Origin of the sequence: Eubacterium ramulus, assembly GCF_003122485.1 — a bacterium.
Taxonomy (GTDB): Bacteria; Bacillota; Clostridia; order Lachnospirales; family Lachnospiraceae; genus Eubacterium_I; species Eubacterium_I ramulus_A.
On the sequence record NZ_JRFU01000028.1, the window covers coordinates 31,806 to 57,131 of the forward strand.

The following is a 25,326-nucleotide window of genomic DNA, read 5'->3' on the forward strand; positions in this document are numbered from 1 at the left end:
TCTGTGACCACTTATCACAAAAGGAGTTTTTAATCTCGCTATTTCGGATATAAAATTATTTTGAAAGCTTGTTGTTTGCTTTTGTCTGGAATTTCTCATTCTGTACAACGAAACGCTCATGTGTTCCTTCACCGATCAGACCTGCCTCATCATAAGCTGCTACTTTGAATACAAGACGACGTCCGTCTACTTCGGTAAGCTCTGTCTCGCAACGAACAGTCATTCCGATTGGAGTAGCCGCTACATGGCTGATATTTACCTGTGTACCAACGCTGCCACAGCCTTCTTCCAGATATGGAGCTACGCTCTCGCTTGCTGTTTTTTCCATTAATGCAAGCATGCATGGTGTTCCGAATACTTCCAGTACACCGCTTCCTACTGCTGTTGCTGTATTCTCATATACAACTTCTACGCTCTGTTCCCCTTTGACTCCTGCTTCTAACATTTTATGTCCTCCTTATCAAGCATCTGAATTTTTTGTTGCTTTTGTTTTCAAATGTTTTTTTCTGTTTTTATGTGTCTTTGGTAAGTATATCATAACTTTTTGTGTGCGACTAGTGTTTTTCTGCATCACTGGAGTGTGGATTTATTTGATTTTCATTTTGTACAGGGAATTCTCGTATCATCCCCAATATCTACGAATCATCCGCAACATATTCTCTCTCCCAACCGGATTCATAGTATGAAGCTTTATTGGATAAAAAAGACTATTTTCCACTAACCAATCCAACAGTTTTATCCCATCTCCGCCATCATAAGCATAATCTCCCAGATCATGATCACAATCAATCAGCAAAATCGGTTCCTTTGCCGATTCAATGACGCTTTTCGCGCTATTTACACTTTTACACCATACATAGCCTTCCGGCGCAGGGCGTATATCATCTAACCAAATCTTCATATTTTTTCATTCTCCTTCTACAGTAACTATTCGTCTTTATCTGCTTTCGTTTCCATTCTTGCTTCTCCTAACAATTTCATCCCAACTCAATTCATATTTTGAAACAATCCTTGCCCTATATAATGGAGATAAATACTGCTCTACTTCCCGATGATTAAAGAAATAATCTCCATGTTTTAATGCTCCGGTTTCCATATTTCCTTCCGCATCTACATATTCACACTGTATTCCACAGCAATCATCTCCAACTTCTTTGAGCCGACAATAAAACGCTCCCGGTGCATACGGTCTGCAATCTATAAACAGAACATCTCCCGGATGATATGGAACAGGTAAGTTCAAATCTGGAGATACAGAAAAAAACTGATCTTCCACCATTCTTCCTAGTGAACCATTTAAATGATTCGATGAATTCCATTCATGTATATAATATTGAACTTCTCCATCTTTATCCATAATATAGGTATACTCTGCTGATAAAAATCCATCTTCTCCGTTGTTCACATCCTGACTGGCAGTATATAATTCTACCCGCCAATACAATGTCTTCCATTCCGCATCCGCATCTTCATCCATATCCTCACGATAATAATTCTTCACTGCATTTTTGGTATTAGCCAAGGACGTCATGATATACGGTCCATCCATAATATCACTTTTATGCTTGTCATCATAGCCCATTAGCTGTATAAGAAAAATTGTTCCAGTTTCACTTGTCAAAAATTGAACTGCACGATCCATACATGCACAACATAAGCTCACATAATCCATCTCTTGTTTTTTCAAGCAAGATGATCGCTTCATATCATGTAACAACTCCTGCTTTCTCCCCAAACTGATTGGCGCTCCGGCAATAATTGATACATAATCTTTTAATTTCAATCGTTCTGCATGTTCCATTAAATAGGCATGTAACTCTGGTGATTCAATTAAATCCAGAATCCTATTTTTTAATTTTGATTCCAATTTTGTTCTCCCCATTCTTATTCTTCTGCCTTACCATTCCTTGTCCCATATTTTTTCAACCCATCATAAACCTTATGATACACCATCTGGTTTGGATAATATCTGTAATCTGCAAACACATCGATTCCATTTTTATAAAAATATTCGTGAATAGCTGCTGCACATCCAGAACTTCTGCTTTCACCATATTCACATTGGCAAATAATATCCTTTCCATTTTTTTTTGCTGTAAAAATAAATTCTGCCAGCTCATCTGCTTCTGGAAAATAAGTCTCATATGTTAAATGATATTTTGGCAATACTGCAAAATCAATGTCATGCAACGCCACTTCAAATACGCAGTCTGTTTTTGTAGAATAATCTACAGGTTGATAGTCTGCATCACGAAAACTTCCTGGTGGATCATAAAAACTGATGATTGCCACATTTTCAGGGAAATCACTTTTTAACAGTTTTTCCATTGCTTTTCTTGAATAAATGAATATCTTCATCTCTGCCATTTTTCTAAATCTCCTCAAAAAGTAATCCGGATTGTTTCACTTTAGATATTTGTGTGAGCATTTCATTTAAACACTGCGTTTTTTCTTTCACTGATAATTTCCGAAACCACTCATTAAGTCTGTTTTTATAGTTGTTTCCCATTTGTTTAGGAAGCGGGATTTTCTTATCGTACTTCTCCAAAATTTTATGATAGGGTTGCGTCTCATAATAATCTTTCTCTGCCCCAACCAATTGAGAAAATAGTCCTTCTTCCGCCATCGCAAGCTGCATTTGTGGCCAGATAATAAATTCTACCTTTAACGGTGTTAATTCTGTATTATTTTCTAAATATTTCCTGATCACATTTTGGATATCTACATACCCATATTCACGATCTTTCTTTTCCCCACTGGATGTCTTTCTCAAGTTACTCCAGGATGGATATTTTCTGCATATTTTTTCTTCTTTATTATCTATCGTAATCTTTACACCTTTTTCCTTTAATCGGTAAAACCATTCCAGTGTTATGGAATCTAATGGCATATGGCAAAATCTAAAATAATCTTCGCGCTCCTTGGCACCTTCTAAACAATAAATATATTTGAAAGTCATATTAATCACTTTTTGTGCCTTTCCATATTTATTATCTTTTAATCTAAACCGCTTTAAAAAATCTTCGCAAATCTTTTCATGCCAATCATCAAATTCTTTCTCATTTTTTTCTTTCTCATCAAAAAAATCCAAAAACTTCTTACTATATGGCTCTAGCTCTATATGTGTATCTGACTTTTCAAGTTCTTCCAACATATCTTTAGCTGCAAAAGAAACACTTTCTTCTCGTTTCTCCGTTCTAGGTGTAAAATCTTTTAAAGCCATGAAAAATGCATATTTTATCCCCTCTTCATTTATCTTTAGTCGTTCTTTCTTTTCATTCTCACCATTCCAAAAAAGTTTTACTAAATTATCATGTGTGCAATCCATTATATTTTTCTTCCTCTCCCTAAACTATGTATGTTTCCGTAATTCGTTTTCTACAATACTTCAATCTTCATATGCTTCCCAAGATTTTTTCAGATCATCTCTTAACTTATTTCGCAATCGCTTCGGCTGCAGCACAATCACATCCGGAGCATAATTTTTTGCAAACTGTTCTGCTGCACGTTCATTCACATGTACGCTCACCACGACATGTGTATCCGTTTCTTCCGAAAAAACAACATCTTTTCCAAACAGATCAATCACGTCAGAAATCATTGCTTTTACGATTCGAAATTTAACAAACGCATTTTCACTGGAATACATATAAACGTGTTCTTTCGTATATTTGTTCAGATCCATTTTCTGATGTCCGGACCACTTTAATGTTTCAAATGGCTTGCCATTTTCCTCAAGGATCTGTATATTTCGAATTCTGTCTACCCGGTAATTTGAAATATCATCATATTTATCATAATTACAGATCAGATAATACTTTCCATCCTGAGCAACCATCTGGTATGGCGTGATTATATATTTACGAATCCTTCCATCCTCTCGTTTTTTCAAATGCATTTTTTTATCCGTATGATATTCCGCATATTCAAATGAAACTTTCTTCTTTTTCCGAATTGCTTCATCCAAAACACTAATATTGTAAAATACCTGCTTATTATCTGTCCGATCTACTGGAAATGAATAGATATACTGCGAACGCGATTTGAAATATATATTAGATAACGATTCTAATTTTGAGATCATGTCTTTTGCCTGTTTGTATGGAATATGCTTTGCAAACAACAAACTGTCTATTAATAATCTCAGTTCTTCATTGGTAAATTTCTGCTTCAGATAAAAATCAGTCCACAGCGAATTATCGTCTGAATGTTCTTTTTCCGTTAAAACCTGTGGATTATCATCTGATATGCAAATTTTTTTCTTAAAAATATCTTTCCGTGCCACTTCCCTATATTCAATATTGCTACCATATTCGATCAGATTTAAAAGATTCCTTTTCACAGCTTTCCGATCAACCGGCATCTCATACTCTTTTTTCAAAATATCCTGAATGTCTTTCTGACTTAATCTGTGTTCTTCATCTGAATATTTTTGCAAAATATCTAAAATATACAAAATCAACAATTTTTTCGGATGTTCCGCGCTCATACTTTTTCTCTCCGTTCTGTGCAGTTCATATAATTTTATTGTATGCCTGCACTTTGCAGATGTAAAGCGGACATTCGCAATCCGCTCTCGCTACTTGCTCATGAACGCAGTCGCTTTGCGACCTGTCAGTGGGAGCTTTTAACTCCCACTGACATAAGCATCCCCTTTACCCACCACTTAGTGCTCTGCGCACTTGAAGTGGGGGAATGCTTATTCTTCGTTCAAGCAATCCTTATGTGTCGCCTTATTTCCTACTCTCGCCGCAAAAATTCTTCTACTTATTTCTCACTGACTCTATTTTAATGATTCCAATGGGGCAAAAAGGGGACACAAGGAAATGTGCATCGTTTGCACGACATGATTTTATTTAATAGGAATTTTATCGTAATTTCCTATAAAAAAAAGACTGAACAGCAAAAATCCATTCACTCTCTCGTACGTTCAAATTTTATTTACACCACAAATTTACAAATTAATCCCAAAACAGACATCCCGTTTCTTTCGAACTCAGAATGTCTGTTTCAACTTTTATCTTATTAACAATTACAATGCATTATGCCTCTAACAGTTTTTCCACACTTGCAAGTTTTGCACAAACGATAAATACCTCGCAGGCCTCTTTCAGTTCTTCCATTGGCGGAAGTGTCGGAGCGATACGGATCACGGAATCCTTCGGATCCTTTTTGTATGGGTATGGTGCGCCTGCACCTGTCAGTACAACACCAGCCTCTTTTGCTTTTGCAACGATGTTCTTTGCACATCCTTCATTTGCCTTGAAAGTGATGAAATATCCACCATTCGGACGAATCCAGCTTCCTGCGCCAAGACCTTTCAGTTCTTCCTCAAAACGATCCAGGATCATCTCAAATTTCGGACGGATGATTGCTGCATGTTTTGCCATATGTGCTTTTACGCCATCAATATCTTTTAAAAATTTTACGTGGCGAAGCTGGTTGATCTTGTCAAATCCGATAGTCTGAATGGTCAGACGTTTCAGGATGTCTGCTTTGTTCTCAAGACTTGTGATCAGTCCGGATACACCTGCGCCTGAGAATGTGATCTTGGATGTGGAGCAGAACTCGATCGGAAGGTTCGGGTTTCCGGCTTTCTCACACTCGCCAAGGATCTCAAGGATCTGATCTGCTTTGTCCTCATACAGATCATGTACACAGTAAGCGTTATCCCAGTAAATACGGAAATCTTCTGCTGCCGGTTTTAAACGTGCCAGTCTGCGGACGGTCTCATCGGAGTAAGATGTTCCCATCGGGTTGGAGTATTTCGGTACACACCAGATACCTTTGATGCTGTCATCTTCGCTGACTAATTTTTCTACCATATCCATATCCGGGCCATCTTCGTAAAGTGGTACGTTGATCATCTCGATGCCAAAGCACTCTGTGATGGCAAAATGACGGTCATATCCCGGAACCGGGCAGAGCCATTTTACTTTATCAAGTTTGCACCATGGTGTGCTTCCGTTTACACCAAAAAGCATGGAGCGGGCAATGCAATCATACATGATATTCAGACTTGCATTTCCGTAAACAATGACATTGTCATATGCTTCCGGACCAAGTCCAACTAAACTTGCGATGAATTCCTGTCCCTCTGTGATACCATCAATCACACCGTAGTTACGGATATCTGTACCGGCTCTGCTGACTAACGGAGTCTTGCTGGTCAGAACGTCCATCATCGGCATGGACAGCTCAAGCTGCTCTTTGGATGGTTTTCCTCTGGACATATCCAGCTTCAAGCCTTTTTTGCAGATTTCTTTGTACTGCTGTTCCAGGCTCTCTTTTTCTTTTAATAATTCCTCTCTGCTCATTTCCTGATAAGACTGCATTGATTTTTCCTCCTGCTGTGTATTATTAAATCATTTTTTACAACTTCTTTTTATTTTATATTCAAAAGGAGATTTGACAAAAATTTACTCCTGTTTGATTTTTTTAAAATATTCCCGAATGGTCTGCTCATAGCCGTTTTCTGTCGGCTCATAGAATTTCATATCTTTGTATGCATCCGGCAGATACTGCTGCTCCACGTAGTGATTCGGATAATCGTGGGCATATTTGTATCCAAGCCCACGTCCAAGTTTTGCAGCACCTTTGTAATGGGCATCGCAGAGATACGTTGGAACCGGTGCGGTTCTCGACTCCCGAACAACGGAAAGTGCTTTGTCCACTGCCAGGTAAGCCGCATTGCTCTTTGGTGCGCTTGCCACATAAGTGACTGCCTGTGCCAGCACAATCCGTGCCTCCGGCATTCCAAGCCGTTCTACAGCCTGGGCTGCGCTGACCGCCACAGTCAGGGCGTTCGGGTCTGCATTTCCCACATCTTCTGATGCACAGATCATAATTCTCCGGGCAATAAATGTCACATCTTCCCCGGCGTACAGCATTTTTGCCAGATAGTAGACCGCTGCGTCCGGATCAGACCCCCGCATACTTTTGATAAATGCGGAAATGTTATCGTAATGGCTGTCACCATTCTTATCATACTTGATCACGCGCTTCTGGATACACTCGGAAGCCACATCCAGCGTAATATGGATGAGCCCGTCTGCACTGCGCTCTGTGGTAAGGATTCCCAGTTCAATGGCATTTAATGCGCTGCGGGCATCCCCGTTTGACACATCTTCCAGAAATTCCAGTGCATCTTCATCCGCCACCGCATGATAAGCTCCCATGCCTTTTTCCATGTCCTCTAAGGCACGGTGCAGCAGCGTTTTGATATCCTCTTTATCCAACGGCTTTAATTCAAAAATAATAGATCGGGAAATCAGCGCTCCGTTTACCTCAAAATACGGATTCTCCGTGGTAGCACCGATCAGTGTCACGGTACCGTCCTCCACAAACGGAAGCAGATAATCCTGCTGACCTTTGTTAAAACGGTGAATCTCATCGATAAACAGGATCGTACGTTTTCCGTACATTCCCTGCAGCTGTTTTGCCTTTTCAATCACAGCTTCCATATCCTTTTTTCCGGCGGAAGTCGCATTGATCTGCATAAATTCTGCGCTGGTCGTTTTCGCAATGACTTTCGCCAGTGTGGTTTTTCCGGTTCCCGGAGGTCCGTAAAAAATAACCGACTGCAGTTTGTCCGCTTTAATGGCACGATACAGCAATTTGTCTTTGCCGATAATGTGCTGCTGTCCAACCACTTCTTCCAGCTTCGTTGGTCGCAATCTGGATGCCAGCGGTGATTCTTTTTCCTTATTTTGTTCTCTCATGTAATCAAACAAATCCATTTTCTGATCTCCATTTCACGTTTCATCCTTCAAAAATGAATCCTTTTCATGATATAAAATTCATTTTTAACTGTTTTCATCCTGTAAAATACATGGATTTTAAATGTTTTTGCATGATACCGATATGATATCTTTCATATCCATGCTATACAATACATTAAATTAACCGGTCTGACAAGTTATTTTTTTGTCAAAGTTGCAATTTCTCCAATTTTTCCATAATATAGGAAGATTTGTATTTCTGTTTTCTACATTGTGCCGAAGATTTTTTCCCTGTTTTCCACTTATAATATCAATTTGAAATCACAAATCATATCATAATTACATTACTCTTCTTCCGCCAGTTCTCTCACCGCCTCGATTGCCGCCTCCACTTCTTCCTCGGTATTGTAATGGGAAAAACTAAACCGCACAGCGCCCTGCTCAACCGTTCCAAGCGCCTCATGCATCAGCGGTGCACAATGTCCGCCTGGTCTTGTAGAAATCTCCCATCCTTCAAACAATTCATCACTGACCTCTGAAGAATCATAATCCCCGATATTAAAAGACACGATCGGGCAACGATTTTTCTGTGAAAAATCACCGTATATTTTCACTCCCGGAATTTCACGGATGCCTTCATAAAACTGCCACATCAGGTTCTGTTCTTTTTCCCGAATTGCGTCAATGCCTGTCCGCATCAGGTAGTCTAAGGCCGCATCCAACCCTGCAATCCCATGTCCGTTCAGCGTCCCGGCTTCCAGCGCCGTCGGCATCTGCTGCGGATGCCTTTTACTATACGTCTGCACGCCGCTGCCGCCGCTCTTTAACGGACGAAGCTGCAGGCCGGTTCTGACATAGAGCCCGCCGGTTCCCTGCGGGCCAAGCAAGCTTTTGTGCCCGGTAAAGCATAAAATATCTATATGCATTGCCTGCACATCGATAGGAAATACCCCTGCGGTCTGTGACGCATCCACCACGAAAAGGATTCCGTGCTTTTGCGTCAGTTCTCCGATTGCTGCAATGTCCACCAGATTTCCGGTGACATTGGATCCATGGGTACAGATGATGGCTTTTGTCTCCGGTCGGATTGCAGCCTCCATATTCTCTAACGAAAATCTGCCCTGTGCATCCGCTTTTACAATCGTCAGTTCCACACCTTTTTCTTCCATCTCATAGAGCGGACGGAGCACAGAATTATGCTCCAGCTGCGTGGTGATCACATGATCTCCCGGATTTAATAATCCTTTAATCACAATATTCAGACTCTCCGTTGCATTGCTTGTAAACACCATCCGCTCCGGATTTTCCGCATGGAAAAATTCTGCCAGTTTTCGTCTTGTATCATAAATCGTGCGAGAAGCCTGCAGTGTTGCTTCGTGCGCCCCTCGTCCTGCATTTCCAAGTGAACATAACGCCTCTGTGACTGCCTGCACAACTTCCTGCGGTTTCCGTCGCGTCGTTGCCGCATTATCAAAATATATCATCGTAAAATCCCCTTTTCTCATATCACATATTACTATTTATTTTACCATAAAAAGGAGCTCCCGCCAATCAGCGAAAGCTCCTTCTATATTCAGCCAAATAATTATTTTCTTATTTCTTTTCTGCTGGTTTATTCTTCGGCAGCACCAGATTTAAGAATACCGCAGTTACTGTTGCAATAACAACCGGTGTCTTACCAAATACAGTTGTCACCCATGCCGGGAACATTCCCAGAGACGCAGACGCCTGTGTCACACCAACACCAAGCGCAACCGACAAACCAACAATAGAAGTATTTCGATAACTCATCGGCTGACTTGTGATCAGCTTGATACCTGTCATTGCGATGGAAGCAAATACAGAAATCGTTGCTCCACCAAGCACACACTGCGGAATGGTTGTCAGCAGTGCAGAAAACTTCGGCACCAGACCTGCAATCAGCAGAATACCCGCAGACATTCCGAGTACAGAACGATTGATAACTTTTGTCGTAGTAACGATACCTACATTCTGACTGTAGGAAGCAGTCGGCAGACCACCAAGGAATGCACCGATGACATTCGTACATCCATATCCTACAATGGCACCTTTTAACTCTTTATCCGTCGGCTCACGATCCATACCGCCGGTTGTGGTTGCGGTAAAATCACCGATCGCCTGAATTGCATTGATGGCAAATAACAAACCAATCGCAATGCAGGAAGACGGATCAAACTGAATGCCAAAATGCATGATCTGCGGCATCTGGAAAAAGCTTGCCTGCGCCACCGCACTCAGATCTACCATACCGAAACATGCTGCAATAATATAACCACAAATAATACCGATCAGAATAGAAGCCAGTTTCAAAAATCCTTTGGTAAAATGATTCAAAAATGTAACGATAGCTAACGTGATAATGGCTACCAGCCAGTTTGTCCAATGTCCGTAATTTCCACTGGATGCGCCACCTGCCATGTAATTGACAGCAGTCGGATACAGAGAAAGTCCAATCGTAAATACAACGGTTCCTGTTACCAGCGGTGGAAATACTTTTCGGATCTTATCAATAAAAAATCCAATGATCATCGCAATGATACCACCGATGATCTGTGCTCCAAATATCGCCGCAATACCTGTATCTGCCGCAATCGCCTGCATACTTGCCACATATGCAAAACTGGTTCCCATAATAACCGGTAATCCTGCCCCCATGCGGAAGCCGTTTTTCGGTCCGATCGGAAACAGCTGTAAAAATGTGGAAAGTGCGGAAACTACCAGTGCAGACTGAATCAGCATAACACGGTTGGCTCCCTCAAGACCTGCGACACCTGCCACAATGATTGCCGGGGTTACACAGCCTACGATCATCGCTACTACATGCTGCAGTGCCAGCGGAAGTGCCTTACTCAGCTGCGGAACACCGTTTAACTCGAAAATAGACGCATTTTTTCCCTCTGTCTTTTTCATGTACTAAAATCCTCCATCTTTTTATGTTACAGTTCACTCATCACATGTATTCAGATAATGATCATGCTTGCATGAGGAATTATCTGGATACATAGCGATGAAGGGAGCGCCTTTTAATGAGCAAAAGCAGTAGCGAAGCTACGGAGAAGCCCGAAAGGGCGTTTTGCGAATGGCGCGTGTGAACTGCAACATGTTCGCATCTCTTTTTTTCTCAGATATTATAACGCAGATATTTTCCGATTTACAACCACTCCGCTTATGAATTGTATTTATAGTATTTGTTAGTTGTGCTAATAAAAAAGCTCTCCTTTTTACATTTTTCAAAGTCTGTAAAAAAAGAGAGCTTTCATCATTCATCTCAAGATTTTATTAAATTTTATTTTTCTTCTGTTTCTTTTTTCACTTCTGGTTTTTCTTTCGGCAATACCAGATTTAAGAATACAGCTGCTACTGTTGCGATAACAACCGGAGTTTTTCCGAATACAGTTGTTACCCATGCCGGGAACATTGCAAGAGATGCGGAAGCCTGAGTTACACCAACACCAAGTGCTACAGCCAGACCTACAACGGATGTATTTCTGAAGTTCATCTCCTGTGTGGTGATCAGTTTGATACCTGTCATTGCGATAGATGCAAATACGGAAATGGTTGCACCACCAAGTACACACTGCGGAATGGTTGTCAGTAATGCGGAGAATTTCGGCACCAGACCTGCGATCAGCAGAATGCCAGCACCCATTCCAAGGACTACACGGTTGATAACTTTTGTTGTTGTAACGATACCTACGTTCTGGCTGTAGGAAGCTGTCGGAAGACCACCAAGGAATGCACCGACAACGTTCATGCATCCGTAACCTACGATGGCACCTTTTAACTCTTTATCCGTCGGCTCACGATCCATACTACCTGTTGTAGTTGCTGTGAAATCGCCGATAGCCTGAATTGCATTGATTGCAAACAGTAATCCGATGGCAATACAGGATGACGGCTCAAATTTGATACCAAAATGCATGATCTGCGGAGCCTGGAAAAAGCTTGCCTGTGCCACTGCGGTCAGATCTACCATTCCAAAAAATGCTGCAATGATATAACCACAGATAATACCGATCAGGATAGAAGCCAATTTTACAAAACCTTTTGTAAAGTGATTTAAAAATGTAACGATAGCCAGTGTGATAAATGCTACCAGCCAGTTTGTCCAGTGACCATAGTTTGCGCTAGAAGAACCACCTGCCATGTAATTAACAGCGGTCGGATACAGGGAAAGTCCGATGGTAAATACAACCGTTCCTGTTACCAGCGGCGGGAATACTTTACGGATCTTGTCGATGAAGAATCCGATAATGACTGCGATAATACCGCCGACGATCTGTGCACCAAATATTGCTGCGATACCCGTATCTGCTGCAATTGCCTGCATACTTGCTACATAGGCAAAGCTGACACCCATGATCACCGGCAAACCGGAACCCAGACGGAAGCCGCCCTTTTTACCGATCGGGAACAACTGCAAAAATGTGGAAATTGCGGATACGATCAGTGCTGACTGAATCAGCATAACACGGTTTGCATTGTCAAGTCCTGCTACTCCTGCTACGATGATCGCCGGTGTTACACAGCCTACGATCATCGCTACAACGTGCTGCAAAGCCAGCGGAAGCGCTTTGCTCATCTGCGGAATTCCATCAAGTTCGAAAATAGACGCGTATTTTCTTTTTGCCTTTTCCATTACATAAATCCTCCTCTTATATGTATGTGATTTTATATCATTTTTTTATAAATTCACGGATATCAACAATTGCATTTCTCGGACATTTCACCACACAGTTTCCACAGGATAAACAGTCTGCTTCATATATTACCGCACAATTATCTTCAATCTGTATTGCCTCACTCGGGCAGCTTCTGTGGCACAGACCACAGCCGATGCAGCTCACATCACAGGCATTTCTCGCCGGTGCTCCCATATCACGATTGGAGCAGCGTACCAGAAACGGTTCTCCCACATTGTGCATGTGGATGATCTGCTGCGGACAGGCTTTTTCACACAACCGACAACCCACACAGTTGTCACGATCGATTTCTGCCACGCCCTGTGCATTGATGCTCACGGCATTTTTCCGACAGGCTTCCACACAGGCGCCACAGCCGATACATCCATATTGACAGTTGTGATTGTGTTCTCCGCCGTTACATGCCACATAAGCAAACTTCCGAATTCGTTTTTTCATTGTCACTGCACCCCCTTTTTATACTGCTGGTCTGCAGCATAAGGTGTATCTGCAAGTGGAAGTCTGGTACGATACTTGCCATCATAACTGTAGTAAGCTGCCGCGATCGCCGGTGCGGTCGGAATGGAAGTGATCTCTCCGATACCGATGGCTCCGCATGCCACATTCAGTCCTGCTTTTTCTACAATGATACTTTCCACTTCCGGAATCTCATTCGCCCGGAATAAACCAAGAGTTCCGTATTTGGATAACGGTTTACAGTCCTTAAGGTCGTAGCGCTCTCTTAGGGCATAGCCAAGAGACATGATCACGCCGCCCTCGATCTGACCTTCCACAGACAATGGATTTACCGCACGTCCCACATCGTGAGCTGCCACAACTTTTTCCACTCTTCCGTCTTTGTCTAGGACACATACCTGAGTCGCATAACCGTAAGCTACGTGAGATACCGGGTTTGGAACATCTGCGCCAAGTTTATCGGTTTTTGCCAGATATTCGCCGTAGAATTCTTCCCCTTCCAGCTCTGCAAGACTTTTGGTTTTTCTCGCTTCGTTATATAATTCACAGGCTCTGCGCATCGCCTCACCGGTAACCAACGTCTGTCTGGAGCCGGATGTGGTTCCGGAATCCGGTGCGTTGATGGTATTTGCCGCTTCATATACGATATCCTCACGGGTCAAATCCGTATTTTCGATCGTCATCTGTACCAGTACCGTTCCAAGTCCCTGACCGATGCAGGAAGCACCAGATCGGATATGTGCTTTTCCATCCTTAATGGCAAGAATCGCTCTTCCAAAATCCGGAATACCAACGCCGACACCGGCATTTTTCATGGCACAGGCAATACCTACATACTGATTGTTTTCAAATACATCTTTCACCGCTTCCAGTGTCTCCACCAGTCCGGTGGATTCATCTACGATCTGTCCGTTTGGAAGTACCTGTCCCGGTCGGATCGCATTGCGATAACGGATCTCCCAGGCGCTAATGCCGATCTTCTCTGCCAGCTTCGTCAGCATCATTTCCATGCAGAAGCAGGTCTGGGTTACACCGAATCCACGGAAGGCGCCTCCCGGCGGATTGTTTGTATAATATGCTTTTCCATCGATTTCAAAGTTCTGATAGTTATACGGACCCGCCGCATGGGTACAGGCACGCTCCAGAACTGGTCCGCCTAAAGATGCATATGCTCCGGTATCTGCGATAACGGTAGCGGTTACGCCCTGAATAATGCCGTTCTCATCACATCCAACCGTAAATTTCATATCCATCGGATGCCGTTTCGGATGGATCAGGATGCTTTCCTGTCGCGTTAGTTTTACTTTGACCGGACGTTTCAGCAGATAAGCCGCCAGTGACGCATGATGCTGCACGGACATATCCTCTTTTCCGCCGAATCCGCCGCCCACCAGTTTGTTGACAACCCGGACTTTTTCGCTCGGAAGACCAAGCATTTCGGAACATTCGTGCTGAGTTGCGTAAGTTCCCTGATCTGTGGAATAGATCAGTACGCCGTCCTCATACGGCATGGCAATCGCACATTCCGGCTCCAGAAATGCATGTTCCGTCCAGGGAGTATGGAACTCCTCGGTATAGACATATTTTGCATTGGCAATGGCTTCCTTGGCGTTTCCTCTTGATACATGCTTGTGTGCCAACAGGTTTCCGCTTCCGTGTACCTGCGGCGCATCCTCTTTCATCGCCTCATACGGACTGCTGACAAAGGGCAGCTCCTCGTATTCGACTTTCACCAGTTTTTTCGCTTTTTCCACCACATCCAGGTTCTCACCAACCACAAGTGCAATGGCATCTCCCAGATAATGGGTAATGGAGCCAACCGGAATCATCGTATCCCAGTCCTGAACCAGATGTCCGACTTTCACATCTCCCGGAATATCCGCAGCGGTAAAAATATCTACGATACCCGGAACTGCTTTTGCTTTTTCTGTATCGATGGACAACACCCTTGCTCTCGGATATTTGGAACGGACCGCACTCGCGTGAAGCAGTCCTTCCACCTCCATGTCATCCACGTATTCTCCATATCCTAATGTCTTTTCCCTGGCATCCACACGATGCACGCGCTCGCCCAGTTTCCAGGTAAATTCTTTTTTCGGGATTCCCTTTCCTTCCCGTTTGATCTTTGCGGCTAATTCCACCGCATCCATGATTTTTTTATATCCGGTGCAGCGGCAGATGTTGTTGCGCAGCGCAAACGCGATCTCGTCTCTCGTCGGGTTTGGGTTCTTATCCAGAAGTCCCTTTGTACAAATGACCATTCCCGGAATACAGAATCCGCACTGCACGGCTCCTGCCTCTGCAAAAGCGTATGCATACAGTTCTTTTTCCTCATCCGAAAAGCCTTCCACGGTAAGGATCGATCTGCCATCCATCATGGACAGAGTCGGAATACAGGCTTTCATCGCCACTCCGTCTACCAGCACATGACAGGTTCCGCAGGCTCCCTCACTGCAGCCATCCTTTACGGATTTGCACTTACAAACATCCCGCAGGAACGGCAGCAGCTTTCCATCGCCTTCCACCTGATATAATTCATTATTTACATAAAATTGATACATCGAAATGCCCCCATTCTGATGCAGATGGATAAAAAATCCAGAATGCCTTTCGCATTTGCTCTGCATACTGACATACACTTGATGCTCCAATATTTGCTTTTACCTGATTCATTTATGTTTCATTTTGTCTGGATTTGATTAAATATTCGACCAAACCGGAATGACCAGTTATCCTTAGATTTGTGTCAGATAAGGTATACGAACAGAACCGGCATTTTCATCCGGCGTTTTCGTGATTGTGATATATAAAACCCACCACATTCCGCGTACTTTGACTGAATATTCAATCAAACAGAATGATACATTACATCTTTGCTTTTCCCCATAGCAAAGTTTCAGTAAAATCCATTGGAAATCAAACCTCTGTCAGTAGACAGACCTGTTACCCTTCTTTTTTCTCCATCGCAATTCTGATCTGGCGAAGCACCATGTCTTCTGCATATGCAAAATAGCTGTCTGCGTCAAAACCTTTTCCATCTACCAGCACCTGGATCGAAGCCCCCTCAAGCAACGATACTGCCATATACGGAATCAGTTCCTTGTCTGTCTCCTCCATATTCGGGCAAAAAAGAATGATGATCGCCCGGATATTATCTCTCCAAACTGCATACGCTTCCTGAAAACGTGCTCTGATGTCTGCATCGATCCTTGTCTGAACAAGGAAATCAAGTTCTGCAAAATCATACTCTTTTTTCTTGGTCAGCAGAGTTTTTTTCTGCTGGAAGAAAATGTGTAACTGATCTTCCAGTGTATCTTTACTTGATTTCTTGCTTACCTGCTGCATATCGTAGCATTCTTCTAAGATCCATTCCTGCAGTCTCTTTAACAGATCCTGCTTTGTTTTATAATAATAGTGAACATTTGACTGCACCATATCTGCCTTGTCTGCGATCAGATGCATTCTCGTTCCACTGATTGTGACATCATTTACAACTTTCAGTGCCGCATTCAGAATTCTTTCTTCTGTTTCTGTAACATGTAACGTTTCTGTTTTCAAGTCCTTGCCTCCTGCCCATAAGATTCATTAGCACTAGGATTCTATTGTATTTTCTCTTACAGGCAGTGTCAAGAATTTAGCTAAAAATTTTTTAGAGTTAACCTATCGGTCTTGTATACAATCCTGTATTTCTTATTTTTCTACAGCAACTGCTTCAATCTCTACCAGACCTGCTTTCGGAAGGTTTGCAACCTCTACGCAGGAGCGGGCCGGTACTTCGTTTGCAAAATATTTTGCATAGATCTCATTTACTTTACCGAAATCAGCAATGTCTGCTAAGAAGATAGTTGTTTTTACAACATGATCAAAATCAGATCCTGTACCTTCCAGAATAGTTTTCAGATTCTCAAGACTCTGTACAGTCTGTGCCTCGATGCCTTCCGGAAGGGTACCATCTGCCGGGTTTAAACCTAACTGTCCGGAAATAAAGATCATGTTTCCTGTTTTTACTGCGTGTACATATGGACCTACTGCTGCCGGTGCTCCGTTTACGTTGATTGACTGTTTCATAATAATTTCCTTCTTTCTTTTATTCTTTTTAAACTGTCATAATAACAATTTAGATTCTATTATAATGCAGTACCTCACTGCTTTACAAGCAATCCTGTAAATACACATTCGTATATACATTCTATTTGCTATCATTCCTATGTAATATTTGAAAACAATATTTAAAAATCTGTTTCCATTCTACTCATATGCTATAACTGCCGTGCAGTTCTGTGGATGTATTTTCCTTTTAATTCGGTATGTACTTTTCCGTACTCTGCCACCGGACAGCCTCTTAAAAATACCTGTGCTGCCATTCCGGTTCCCGAAATTCCTTCATATGGCGTGTTGTCCACGTTCTGAACCTGTGTCTTGGCTGAGATTGTCCATGCCTTATCCGGATCCCAGATCACCAGATCTGCATCGCTGCCCGGAAGAATGGCTCCTTTTTGCGGATACATGCCAAAAAGTTTTGCCGGACGCTCCGCCAGAAGCTGGCACATGCGCTCAATGGAAGTTCTTCCTTCCACCACTCCATACTGATAAAACAGCATCGGTCGCTGTTCAGTTCCCGGAATACCTCCCGGAATTCTGGTAAAATCATCCTTGCCTCTTGTTTTCTGACCACCCATGTTGAAACTGCAGTGGTCAGTGCCAAGCATATCAACTTCGTCCTTTTCAACTGCCTCCCAGAGTGCCTCCCGGTCTTCTTTTTTTCGAAGGGGCGGTGCACATACATAGGCTGCGCCTGCAAATCCCGGACGATTATATTCTTTCTCATCCAGAATCAGATACTGTGGACAGGTCTCCACAAATACCTGCTGACCTTCTTTTCTGGCTCTCTGGACCACTTTCAGTCCCTGCTTTGAACTTAAATGCACGATATTCACCGGTGTGCCTGCCAGCTTTGCAATGGTCAGAAGCCGGTTAATGGCCTCTGCTTCCGCCTCCGCCGGACGGCTCTTCGGATGCAGGCGTACACTGTTGCGTTCCTCGGATTTGAGTTTTTCCGTTACCGCCTTGATGATGTCACCGTTTTCACAATGAACACCGACGATACCGTGTTCTTCCTCGATGGCTGATAAAATCTCGAATAACTCTTTGTCATTCACTTTGAGATTATCATATGCCATATATAATTTATAAGAAGTAACACCCTGACGGGTCATTTCTTTGATTTCCTTTTTTGACTCGTCGTTCCAGTCTGTGATTGACATATGAAAACCGTAATCACAGGAACTTTTTCCGTCTGCCATCTTGTGCCAGACATCCAGCGCTTCGGTTAAGGTCTGCCCTTTTTCCTGCGTGGTAAAATCAAGGATCGATGTGGTTCCTCCTGCTATCGCAGCTTTTGTTCCTGTATAAAAATCATCTGCGGTATGAAAATCTCCCGCATCCAGATCGAAATGTGTATGGGTATCGATGAATCCGGGAAATATATATTTCCCGGACGCATCGATGACCGTCATGCCCGGCGCATCAATGGTTTTTGCCACCTGGGTTATTTTCTCACCTTCTACCAGTACATCGGCTGTGTAACTGCCGTTTGCGTAAACAACGGTACCGTTTTTGATTAAATATCCCATTATGAACTCCTTATCTGAAATGCTGTTTCATGCAAGCATGATTCACATTTCTCCATTCAGACTGATTTCTGATCTATTACAGATACAGATAATCATAATCTGCATCGATTGTCAGAATCACCTGTTTTAATCCATCGTATAAGGTACAGTCAGCATCTTTCAGGTTGTAATCCTTCACGAAACCTGCCAGTCTTACTTTAACTGTCATGTTCTCTCTGTTCAGAACCACATAACCGTCATTTTTGCTGTTTTCAAAATCTGCTTCATTTGCAAATAATGTAAATTTCGCCTGATATGGTGCACTGCTGTACGGGCAGAAGCTCTTGCAGTTGCCGCACTCGTTACACATGTAATCCACATGGACGATGGCTGGCATTTTCTGTCCCGGTACTGCGATTGTTACATTTGCACGGTTCGGACATACGTCTACGCAGTTCTCACAAATGTGATTACATTCCAGACATCTCTCTTCTTCCGCTTTTCCTTCTGCGGAATGAACCAGAATGCCTTTCTTTTCTGCTGCACGGGCTACATCTGTATCGTATACATACTCAGATTTTGCTGCCTCGCCAAGAATGTGGCTTGCGGCTTTCTGTGCATCACGGATTGCTAAAACAATGGTTGCTGCTCCGCCTGCACCATCACCGATGGCGTATACACCCGTTTTGCTTGTCTCCATGGTTTCAGCATCGAGAACCGGCTGTCCTTTCTCGTTGACATTGATGCCGTTTGCTTCATACAGTGCACTGTCTACACGCTCTCCCAGAGATGCGATAATCGTGTCCGCCGGGATCTGAACTTCTTCCTCTGTCTCCACCGGTTTCTGTCTGCCGCTGGCATCCATCTCACCAAGAACTACTTTCTTGCAGGTCAGAACGCCGTCTTTCTGTGTCTTCGGTGCCAACAGTTCTTTCATAACAACGCCGTCTTCTAATGCTTCTAATAATTCATCCTCATCGGCTGGCATGTAACGTTTGGTTCTGCGGTATACCACAGTAACGTCTTCCACGCCTTCAATTCTGCCCGCCATACGTGCCGCATCCATCGCTGTGTTACCAGCTCCGATGACAACGACATGTCTGCCAAGGTTCTGTGCCTTCGGATCTTCTTTTGCTGCCTCAAGGAAGTCTACCGCATTCAGTTCTTTCTCGGTATCTACACCGATGGACATACCTTTGTGTGCACCGATAGCAAGAACGATGGTATCAAAACCTTCCTCTTTCAGACTTTCAATATTTTCAATATTTCTGTTATTTACAAATTTTGCTCCGTATGCTTTTGCAATCTCCACATCTTTTGCGATTACTTCGTTATCAATACGGAAGGACGGGATCACGTTGCGAACCGTTCCGCCAAAATGCTCTTTTTTGTCAAATACGGTAACGTCTGCTCCACCTTTTGCAAGGAATGCGGAACAGGCAATACCAGCCGGGCCGCCACCTACGATGGCAACTTTCTTGCCGCTGTTTCCTTCTGCTTTCAGCCCACCCAGAACACTGTCATATCCGCCTTTTGCTGCCTGCAGTTTGGTACCGCGGATCGCAACCGGCTCTTCATAGAAGTTTCTGGTACATTTGCTCATACATCTGTGGTTACACAGGATACCTGTCATAAACGGAAGCGGGTTTTTATCAAGAATAACCTCTAATGCTTCCTGCATTTTTCCTTCACCGGCAAGTTTTACATATGCCGGAATATCCTGATGGATCGGACATCCTTCCATACATGGTGCTGTGAAGCAGTCCAGTAACGGAACTTCTTTGTCCATCTTGCGGCTCGGTAACGGTTTTACCGGTTTTACATGATGCGGATCATGTTTGATCTCCTCGATCAGAGCTGCCAGTCCGTCTACATCTACACCTTCAAACGGTTTGAATTCCATTGCATTCAGTTTGTCTGCAAGCTGGATGCCACGGTTGTATCCGCCTGGTTTTAATAAAGTTGTAGCTACTGTGATCGGCCAAATGCCAAGTCCGAAGATCTTGTCAATGTTAAATGCATCGGCTCCGCCGGAGTAAGAAATTCTTAATTTTCCGTCAAACGCTTTACTGAGCTTATGCGCTACGCTTAAGGACAAAGCACATAAGGATTTTCCGGACATGTACATCTCTTCGCTTGGAAGCTCGTTTCTGGTCACATCTACCGGGAAGGTATTGGTGATTTTTACACCGAAGGCAAGTCCTTTGCTGTCTGCCAGTGCCTGCAGTCTGGTCAGCATCGGTACAGCATCCTCAAACTGAAGATCATCTTTAAAATGGAAATCACCGAATGCCACGTAATCATATCCCATATCGTCCATGATCTTGCGGGCTTCTTCGTATCCCAACAGCGTCGGATTACATTTTACAAATGTATTTAATCCTTTTTCTGTCAGCAGATAAGAAGCAATGCTCTCAATCTCCTCTGGTGGACATCCGTGCAGAGTGGATACTGTTACAGATTTGCAGATATCAGATGGAATTGCCTCGATATCAGCATCTGTCAGTTTACTGAAGCTGTCTTTGTTGTCTTTCAGCCACTGGATGCACTCCTGAAATACCGGATTGTCTTTGGATTCGATCATATTATTTAAAAATGTATCGATTTTTTCTGATTTGATGCCCTGCAGATCATATCCAACACTGATGTTGAAAATAAATCCGTCTGTTGCACCAAGTCCCCACTCTTTGGAGAGTGCTTTTAATGCAACCCATGCTTTGACATACTCTGCGTAAGCCTGCGGTACATACAGCTCTGTAGACCACTCGCAGTTGTAGCATTCATCGTCTGCAAGAATACACGGTTTGCTTACCGGAAGATCCTCGCCGTCTAAGATCTGTACTGTTTTTAACTCAAAGAAACGGCTGCCTGCCAGATATGCTGCTATGATATTCTGTGCAAGCTGTGTGTTTGGTCCTGCCGCCGGTCCGTACGGTGTCTCAATCTTCTCTCCGAAAATAGAAAGACATTTCGCCGGATCTGCTTTATACTCTTTGCGAACGCCAAATACGGTCTGCCGCTTTGCGCGCTCTGTCATCGCCCAGTTCATCAGATTCCCGAAAGGAATCGGTGTCATTCTGTCGCCCATTGTAATTAACCTCTCTTCGTCATGATAATTGTTTTATAAATTCAACTTATCCCGTCCTAAATATTTATTACATCATCTAATAGATATGTTTTTCTGTAATCCCAACAGTTCCTCTACATTCAAAACCATACTGTCGGGAACCCACAATAAAATCATCCATTGATGCTGTGTGCCAGCTCTGCTGCTGCCTGTCTGCAATCTGCCATTGCTTTTGCCTCATCGATCACGGTCAGCTCACGGTCTTTCATCAGAACTTTTCCGTTACAGATGGTTGTCTGAGTCATGGCACCGTTGATACCGAATAACATATGGCTGTTGATATTGTCTGCGGTCAGTGGTGTCAGCGGATCATAAGCGACTACAACTACGTCTGCTGCTGCGCCTTCTTTTAACACGCCAAGCGGAATGTTGAAATAGCGGTTTGCCATTTTTGCATTTCCTTCAAACAGCATTGCCGGAACTTCGCCCCAGGCAGCGTTTGCATCACATAAGGAATGTTTGTGCAGTACATTCGCTACCTTATAAGATTCAAACATATCGTGTGTATAACCGTCCGTTCCAAGTCCTGTCAGAATGCCTTTCTGGAAAATTCTCATGGTTGGCGGACATCCACAGGCATTTCCCATATTTGACTCCGGATTGTGCACTACCATCGTATCTGTCGCTTTCAGCAGATCCATCTCCTGCTCATTGACATAAATACAATGTGCGGTCATGGTCTGCGGACCTAACAGATCGTGATCCATCAGTCTGTTTACGATTCTCTTTCCATATTTATGTAAGCAGTCATGCAGGTCTTCGATACCCTCTGCCACATGAATGTGTGCGCCTACGCCCTCCGGCATATTTTCGCGACACATTTCAAATGTTTTATCAGAGATTGTAAACTGTGCATGCATACCCATCATGGCTTTGATCATGTCATTGTTCTGCTGTGCGGCATATTTAATGAAGTCTGCATTTTCTTTTACGGAAGCTTTTGCTTTCTCCTCGCCGTCACGATCAGATACTTCATAACACAGACAGCTTCTTACGCCCATCTTCTCAGATGCTTCCGCAATTTTAAACAGGCTGCCTTCAATAGCACCGAAACTTGCATGATGATCAAATACGGTTGTCACACCGTTTTTGATACAATCTATATAAGTAGCAATAGCACTTAAGTATGTCTGCTCCAGTGTCAGGTGACGGTCAATCGTCCACCACAGTCCATCCAGAATATCTAAAAATCCGTTTGGGTTATATCCATTAATAGATAATCCTCTGGCAAATGCGCTGTAAATATGTTCGTGCATATTAATAAGGGACGGCATGATGATCTGACCTTTTGCATCGATCAGCTCTGCCTGCGGATATTCGCTTCGTAGTGTCTCATAATCGCCTACCTTTACAATTCGTTCCCCGTCAAGGACAACACCACCATCTTTGATCAGAGGCTTGGTCTCATCTCTTGTGATCACGGTTCCTTTTCCTACCAGAATCATGTTTCTTCTCCTTTCATTCCCCGTGTAGTTTCTTATCATGTTTACAACTTTTCAAAAAGCAAAAATATATCTCTTTCTATATAGAAGAAACAGGTAGATTCCTGCCTTTTCCAAGTTGTTTTTCTCCGATTCACAACGGCTCTGTTTTTATTGACCGTTCAATCTAATATGATATTACCACACCGCAAAATTAAAAGCAATATTCTTTTCAAACTTTTTTTGTAAATACCTAAAAATATTTTTGATTTTAGTGTTGACATCTGAAAAAAATCTGATATGATGAGTACAGAAAGCAAAACAAAAGGAGACAGCAAAATGATGACACTGGAGCTTTTAAAACAACTGGCAAAAGCACTGGCTGTTCAGTTTGGAAATGACTGTGAAGTTGTGATTCATGACCTGACACGCAAGAGTCTTCATAAATCCATCGTTTATATAGAAAACGGCCACATTACAAACAGAAAAACCGGTGACGGTCCTTCCAAAGTCGTATTGGAGACCATGAGAAAAGATCCATCCAAGATTTCCGATCATCTCGGTTATCTGACCAAAACAAACGATGGTAAAACATTAAAATCTTCTACGATTTTCGTTCGTGAAGAAGAAGGTGGACCAATCCAGTATATCCTTGCCATCAATTTTGACATTACCAATCTCCTGTATTTTCAGGATTCTGTCCGCTCACTCATCAGTGAGAGCGGCGAACCGGCGGTTTCTTCCTATCATAAGGAACCGGAAAGCATCTGCACCAACGTGGCAGACCTGTTAGACGACCTGATCGCCCAGGCAGTTGCGGTGGTTGGAAAACCTGCATCCCTGATGTCAAAGGATGAAAGGGTACAGGCCATTCAGTTCCTGAATAATACCGGTGCTTTCCTTATTACCAAATCGGGCGACAAAGTTTCCCAGTACTTCGGGATTTCAAAATATACTTTGTACAGCTACATCAAAGCAGATAAAAATTAGGAGGAGGTTTTTATGAAACAAATCAAATGGGTAAAAAACACAATGCCAAAAACCGATGACGCAAACCTTTCGGTTATGGCACTTGAAGAAGTTGAAAAAGCCCGCGCTTTCCACAAAACAATTCCGGGATATGAGAGAACACCTCTTGCACATCTGACTCACATGGCAGACCGCCTTGGCCTGAAAGATGTCTGTGTAAAAGATGAATCTTACCGTTTCGGTCTGAATGCATTCAAAGTGCTCGGTGGATCTTTCGCAATGGCAAAATACATTGCAAAACAGACTGGACGCGATATCTCAGAACTTGATTTTGAGACACTGACATCCGACAAACTCCGTGAGGAATTCGGACAGGCTACATTCTTTACCGCGACAGATGGTAACCATGGACGTGGTGTTGCATGGGCTGCAAACCGTTTAAAACAGAAAGCGGTTGTATTTATGCCGAAGGGTTCCACGCAGAACCGACTGAACCACATTCTTGCAGAGAACGCTACTGCTACCATCGAAGAAGTAAACTATGACGAATGTGTCCGCATGGCTGCTGCAGCTGCTGCAAAAGTAGAAAACGGTGTCGTTGTACAGGATACTGCATGGAAAGGTTATGAGGAAATCCCATCCTGGATCATGCAGGGATACGGAAGCATGGCCATGGAAGCAAATGAACAGCTTCATGAACTTGGCATCAAACGTCCGACACATGTATTTGTTCAGGCAGGTGTTGGTTCTTTAGCAGGTGGTGTACAGGGTTATTTCGCAAATCAGTATCCGGACAATCCTCCGATCGTCTGTGTAGTAGAAGCTGATACAGCTGCATGTCTGTACAAAGGTGCAGTTGCAGGCGATGGCGCAGAGTACAACGTAGAAGGCGATATGCCAACCATCATGGCTGGTCTTGCATGTGGTGAACCGAATACAACTTCCTGGGATATTCTGAAAAACCATGTATCTGTATTCGTTGCCGCTCCGGACTGGGTATCCGCAAAATCTATGCGTATGCTTGCAGCTCCGATCAAAGGTGATCCACAGGTAACATCCGGTGAATCAGGAGCCGTTACATTCGGAGTTTTAAATGAGATCATGACCAACCCGGAATACGCTGATCTGAAAGAAGCATTACAGTTAGATGAAAATTCACAGGTACTGCTCTTCTCCACTGAGGGAGATACAGATCCGGAACGTTATAAAGAGATCGTCTGGGACGGAAAAGATTATTTAGATGAATAATCAGATTTAAATTTTTTGAGTTATTTTTAGATTAACCAATCAATCTAT

General features: G+C 43.1%; 20 protein-coding genes. 2 read left to right on the forward strand and 18 right to left on the reverse strand.

The window, feature by feature from the left end; translation table 11 throughout:
• Positions 1-55 precede the first annotated feature (55 nt).
• The 18 genes from LG34_RS02855 to ssnA all read right to left on the reverse strand — a co-directional run bounded on the left by LG34_RS02855 (position 56) and on the right by ssnA (position 23,085).
• A complete protein-coding gene (locus tag LG34_RS02855; protein ID WP_109214789.1) occupies positions 56-445 on the reverse strand; it encodes a thioesterase family protein in 390 nt (129 codons plus the stop codon).
• A 177-nt stretch (positions 446-622) separates the two neighbouring features.
• Complete coding sequence (locus LG34_RS02860; protein WP_109214790.1) at positions 623-901, reverse strand: cyclic-phosphate processing receiver domain-containing protein; 279 nt, start codon at positions 899-901, stop codon at positions 623-625.
• Positions 902-937: 36 nt separating this feature from the next.
• Positions 938-1,867 (reverse strand): hypothetical protein, encoded by a 930-nt coding sequence (locus tag LG34_RS02865; protein ID WP_146190178.1) that lies wholly within the window; start codon positions 1,865-1,867, stop codon positions 938-940.
• Between the two features lie 17 nt (positions 1,868-1,884).
• On the reverse strand, positions 1,885-2,367 hold the full coding sequence (locus LG34_RS02870; protein WP_242979787.1) for a hypothetical protein: 483 nt from the start codon (positions 2,365-2,367) through the stop codon (positions 1,885-1,887).
• Positions 2,368-2,371: 4 nt separating this feature from the next.
• A complete protein-coding gene (locus LG34_RS02875) occupies positions 2,372-3,328 on the reverse strand; it encodes a hypothetical protein (protein ID WP_109214792.1) in 957 nt (318 codons plus the stop codon).
• A gap of 60 nt (positions 3,329-3,388) precedes the next feature.
• Positions 3,389-4,489 carry a helix-turn-helix transcriptional regulator gene (locus tag LG34_RS02880; protein ID WP_109214793.1) on the reverse strand — a complete coding sequence of 367 codons (1,101 nt, stop codon included), beginning with the start codon at positions 4,487-4,489 and terminating at the stop codon, positions 3,389-3,391.
• Between the two features lie 553 nt (positions 4,490-5,042).
• Entirely contained in the window at positions 5,043-6,335 is a 1,293-nt protein-coding gene (locus tag LG34_RS02885; RefSeq protein ID WP_109214794.1) for an aminotransferase class I/II-fold pyridoxal phosphate-dependent enzyme, read from the reverse strand.
• A gap of 84 nt (positions 6,336-6,419) precedes the next feature.
• Complete coding sequence (locus LG34_RS02890) at positions 6,420-7,739, reverse strand: replication-associated recombination protein A (RefSeq protein WP_109214795.1); 1,320 nt, start codon at positions 7,737-7,739, stop codon at positions 6,420-6,422.
• 326 nt (positions 7,740-8,065) lie between these two features.
• Complete coding sequence (locus tag LG34_RS02895) at positions 8,066-9,205, reverse strand: aminotransferase class V-fold PLP-dependent enzyme (RefSeq protein ID WP_109214796.1); 1,140 nt, start codon at positions 9,203-9,205, stop codon at positions 8,066-8,068.
• Between the two features lie 109 nt (positions 9,206-9,314).
• Positions 9,315-10,652: a uracil-xanthine permease family protein gene (locus tag LG34_RS02900; RefSeq protein WP_109214797.1), complete on the reverse strand. Its 1,338-nt coding sequence runs from the start codon at positions 10,650-10,652 to the stop codon at positions 9,315-9,317.
• Between the two features lie 376 nt (positions 10,653-11,028).
• Positions 11,029-12,381, reverse strand: coding sequence for a uracil-xanthine permease family protein (locus LG34_RS02905; RefSeq protein WP_109214798.1), 1,353 nt, complete (start codon positions 12,379-12,381; stop codon positions 11,029-11,031).
• A 37-nt stretch (positions 12,382-12,418) separates the two neighbouring features.
• Positions 12,419-12,883: a 4Fe-4S binding protein gene (locus tag LG34_RS02910; RefSeq protein WP_109214799.1), complete on the reverse strand. Its 465-nt coding sequence runs from the start codon at positions 12,881-12,883 to the stop codon at positions 12,419-12,421.
• Positions 12,884-12,885: 2 nt separating this feature from the next.
• Positions 12,886-15,462: a selenium-dependent xanthine dehydrogenase gene (gene xdh / locus LG34_RS02915; protein WP_109214800.1), complete on the reverse strand. Its 2,577-nt coding sequence runs from the start codon at positions 15,460-15,462 to the stop codon at positions 12,886-12,888.
• Positions 15,463-15,844: 382 nt separating this feature from the next.
• Positions 15,845-16,459: a TetR/AcrR family transcriptional regulator gene (locus tag LG34_RS02920; RefSeq protein WP_109214801.1), complete on the reverse strand. Its 615-nt coding sequence runs from the start codon at positions 16,457-16,459 to the stop codon at positions 15,845-15,847.
• Between the two features lie 132 nt (positions 16,460-16,591).
• On the reverse strand, positions 16,592-16,969 hold the full coding sequence (locus tag LG34_RS02925; RefSeq protein WP_109214802.1) for a RidA family protein: 378 nt from the start codon (positions 16,967-16,969) through the stop codon (positions 16,592-16,594).
• A 191-nt stretch (positions 16,970-17,160) separates the two neighbouring features.
• Complete coding sequence (gene hydA / locus LG34_RS02930; protein ID WP_109214803.1) at positions 17,161-18,534, reverse strand: dihydropyrimidinase; 1,374 nt, start codon at positions 18,532-18,534, stop codon at positions 17,161-17,163.
• A 76-nt stretch (positions 18,535-18,610) separates the two neighbouring features.
• Entirely contained in the window at positions 18,611-21,601 is a 2,991-nt protein-coding gene (gene ygfK, locus LG34_RS02935; protein ID WP_109214804.1) for a putative selenate reductase subunit YgfK, read from the reverse strand.
• A 152-nt stretch (positions 21,602-21,753) separates the two neighbouring features.
• Positions 21,754-23,085, reverse strand: a complete 1,332-nt coding sequence (ssnA, locus tag LG34_RS02940) for a putative aminohydrolase SsnA (protein WP_109214805.1) — start codon at positions 23,083-23,085, stop codon at positions 21,754-21,756.
• A gap of 315 nt (positions 23,086-23,400) precedes the next feature.
• On the opposite strand from ssnA, the gene LG34_RS02945 reads away from it, so the two are divergent.
• Positions 23,401-24,051, forward strand: coding sequence for a helix-turn-helix transcriptional regulator (locus LG34_RS02945; RefSeq protein ID WP_109214806.1), 651 nt, complete (start codon positions 23,401-23,403; stop codon positions 24,049-24,051).
• Positions 24,052-24,063: 12 nt separating this feature from the next.
• Positions 24,064-25,278 carry a diaminopropionate ammonia-lyase gene (dpaL, locus tag LG34_RS02950; protein ID WP_109214807.1) on the forward strand — a complete coding sequence of 405 codons (1,215 nt, stop codon included), beginning with the start codon at positions 24,064-24,066 and terminating at the stop codon, positions 25,276-25,278.
• The last annotated feature ends 48 nt before the right edge of the window (positions 25,279-25,326 follow it).

What these genes read in the sequence shown, in the direction of transcription:
- hydA (WP_109214803.1), bottom strand. Translation starts at nt 18,534, where the DNA reads ATGGGATATTTAATCAAAAACGGTACCGTTGTTTACGCAAACGGCAGT.
- LG34_RS02875 (WP_109214792.1), bottom strand. Translation starts at nt 3,328, where the DNA reads ATGGATTGCACACATGATAATTTAGTAAAACTTTTTTGGAATGGTGAG.
- LG34_RS02885 (WP_109214794.1), bottom strand. Translation starts at nt 6,335, where the DNA reads ATGCAGTCTTATCAGGAAATGAGCAGAGAGGAATTATTAAAAGAAAAA.
- LG34_RS02895 (WP_109214796.1), bottom strand. Translation starts at nt 9,205, where the DNA reads ATGATATATTTTGATAATGCGGCAACGACGCGACGGAAACCGCAGGAA.
- ssnA (WP_109214805.1), bottom strand. Translation starts at nt 23,085, where the DNA reads ATGATTCTGGTAGGAAAAGGAACCGTGATCACAAGAGATGAGACCAAG.
- LG34_RS02925 (WP_109214802.1), bottom strand. Translation starts at nt 16,969, where the DNA reads ATGAAACAGTCAATCAACGTAAACGGAGCACCGGCAGCAGTAGGTCCA.
- LG34_RS02855 (WP_109214789.1), bottom strand. Translation starts at nt 445, where the DNA reads ATGTTAGAAGCAGGAGTCAAAGGGGAACAGAGCGTAGAAGTTGTATAT.
- xdh (WP_109214800.1), bottom strand. Translation starts at nt 15,462, where the DNA reads ATGTATCAATTTTATGTAAATAATGAATTATATCAGGTGGAAGGCGAT.
- LG34_RS02905 (WP_109214798.1), bottom strand. Translation starts at nt 12,381, where the DNA reads ATGGAAAAGGCAAAAAGAAAATACGCGTCTATTTTCGAACTTGATGGA.
- LG34_RS02945 (WP_109214806.1), top strand. Translation starts at nt 23,401, where the DNA reads ATGATGACACTGGAGCTTTTAAAACAACTGGCAAAAGCACTGGCTGTT.
- LG34_RS02900 (WP_109214797.1), bottom strand. Translation starts at nt 10,652, where the DNA reads ATGAAAAAGACAGAGGGAAAAAATGCGTCTATTTTCGAGTTAAACGGT.
- dpaL (WP_109214807.1), top strand. Translation starts at nt 24,064, where the DNA reads ATGAAACAAATCAAATGGGTAAAAAACACAATGCCAAAAACCGATGAC.
- LG34_RS02890 (WP_109214795.1), bottom strand. Translation starts at nt 7,739, where the DNA reads ATGGATTTGTTTGATTACATGAGAGAACAAAATAAGGAAAAAGAATCA.
- LG34_RS02910 (WP_109214799.1), bottom strand. Translation starts at nt 12,883, where the DNA reads ATGAAAAAACGAATTCGGAAGTTTGCTTATGTGGCATGTAACGGCGGA.
- LG34_RS02860 (WP_109214790.1), bottom strand. Translation starts at nt 901, where the DNA reads ATGAAGATTTGGTTAGATGATATACGCCCTGCGCCGGAAGGCTATGTA.
- LG34_RS02870 (WP_242979787.1), bottom strand. Translation starts at nt 2,367, where the DNA reads ATGGCAGAGATGAAGATATTCATTTATTCAAGAAAAGCAATGGAAAAA.
- LG34_RS02880 (WP_109214793.1), bottom strand. Translation starts at nt 4,489, where the DNA reads ATGAGCGCGGAACATCCGAAAAAATTGTTGATTTTGTATATTTTAGAT.
- ygfK (WP_109214804.1), bottom strand. Translation starts at nt 21,601, where the DNA reads ATGGGCGACAGAATGACACCGATTCCTTTCGGGAATCTGATGAACTGG.